The organism is Streptomyces monashensis (assembly GCF_001866665.1).
Lineage (GTDB): Bacteria > Actinomycetota > Actinomycetes > Streptomycetales > Streptomycetaceae > Streptomyces > Streptomyces monashensis.
On sequence record NZ_MLYO01000169.1, the window covers coordinates 1 to 1,664 of the forward strand.

At 68.7% G+C, this 1,664-nt stretch carries 1 protein-coding gene; it reads left to right on the top strand.

What is annotated here, in order from left to right; translation table 11 throughout:
• The first annotated feature begins 398 nt into the window (after positions 1-398).
• Complete coding sequence (locus BIV23_RS44955; protein ID WP_071386762.1) at positions 399-1,637, top strand: IS110 family RNA-guided transposase; 1,239 nt, start codon at positions 399-401, stop codon at positions 1,635-1,637.
• The last annotated feature ends 27 nt before the right edge of the window (positions 1,638-1,664 follow it).

The following is a 1,664-nucleotide window of genomic DNA, read 5'->3' on the forward strand; positions in this document are numbered from 1 at the left end:
TCCTAATCCTTGAGTAAGCGGTTCCGGTTCGTCCCAGCGGGGACTGTCCGGACTGTCGATGTGGTGGGTTTCGTGGTGGCTGCGTGGGCACCGGGTTGACTCCTGTCGGTTCCCGGCCCGTGAGGCCTCGAGAGAGAACGGTGGCGCCCGGTGTCTTCGGGCCGCCGCGAAACTCACTGGCCTGTGCTGGACGTTGATCGTCGTGGTGTGAGCCCGCCGCATGGTGACCCCCTTGTTGTCCGCGAGCCCTGGAGCTCTGGCGAAGACCGGGGCCCGTGCGGTGCGCTGGTGCCGCGAACGGCTAGTGAGATGGCGGACCGTTGAGTCCTGGGATTAGGTCGCCGCGTGGCCCACACAGGCTTGTCACCTGAGCAAACGCACGAGGATGGGAGATCGGCTTGACTGTGTTCTGCGGGATCGACTGGGCCGAGGCGCATCACGATGTGGCCTTGGTCGACCAGGACGGCACCCTGCTGGCCAAGCGCCGCATCAGCGACGACGCGGCCGGCTACCGGCTGCTTCTGGACCTGCTGGCCGAGTACGGCGACAGACCTGACGAGCCGATACCGGTGGCCATCGAGACCTCCCGCGGCCTGCTGGTGGCGGCCCTGCGGACCGGAAAGCGGAAGATCTTCGCGATCAACCCGCTCGCCGCGGCCCGCTACCGGGACCGGCACGGCGTCTCGCGCAAGAAGTCCGACCCCGGCGATGCTCTGGTGCTGGCGAACATCTTGCGCACCGACATGCACGCCCACCGGCCGCTGCCTGACGACAGCGACCTCGCAAGGGCCGTCGCCGTCCTGGCCCGCGCCCAGCAGGACGCGGTCTGGTCCCGCCAGCAGATCGGCAACCAGGTCCGCTCGCTGCTGCGCGAGTACTACCCCGTCGCCCTGGACGCCTTCCTCGGCAAGCAGGGCGGACTGGCCCGTCCCGAGGCCCGCGCCGTGCTGGCCGCTGCCCCGACGCCCCGCGCGGCAGCCCGGCTGACCTTGCCGCAGGTCCGGGCCGCCCTCAAACGCGCCGGACGCGTCCGTGGTATCGATGCCGAAGCCGAGCGGATCAAGACCGCTCTGCGCGCCGAGCAGGCCCATCAGCCGCCCCTGGTCGAGGATGCCATGGGCGCCCAACTGCTGGCACTGCTTGCTCAGTTGGATGCCGTCTGCCGGGCCGCGGACGACCTCGCCAAGGCGGTGGAAGCGTCTTTTCTCCAGCACCCGGACGCTGAGATCATGCTCAGCTTCCCCGGCATGGGCGTCCAGCTCGGCGCCCGGGTGCTCGCCGAGACCGGCGATGACCGTGAACGCTTCGCCGACGCCCGCGCGCTGAAGGCCTACGCCGGCTCGGCCCCCATCACGCGTGCCTCGGGCAAGAAGCGGTTCGTCGGCCGCCGCTTCATCAAGAACAACCGCCTGGCCAACGCCGGCCACCAATGGGCCTTCGCAGCACTCAAAGCCTCGCCCGGAGCCGACACCCACTACCGGAGACGGCGCGAGCACGGAGACTGGCATGCCCAGGCCCAGCGACACCTGTTCAATCGCATGATCGGGCAGCTCTACCACTGCCTGCAGACTCGACAGCCCTTCGACGAACAGCATGCCTTCACCTCCTCCTCAGCCGATCTCGCCGTCGCTGCTTGACTTCTTAGGCACGTGAGATGTCTCTCT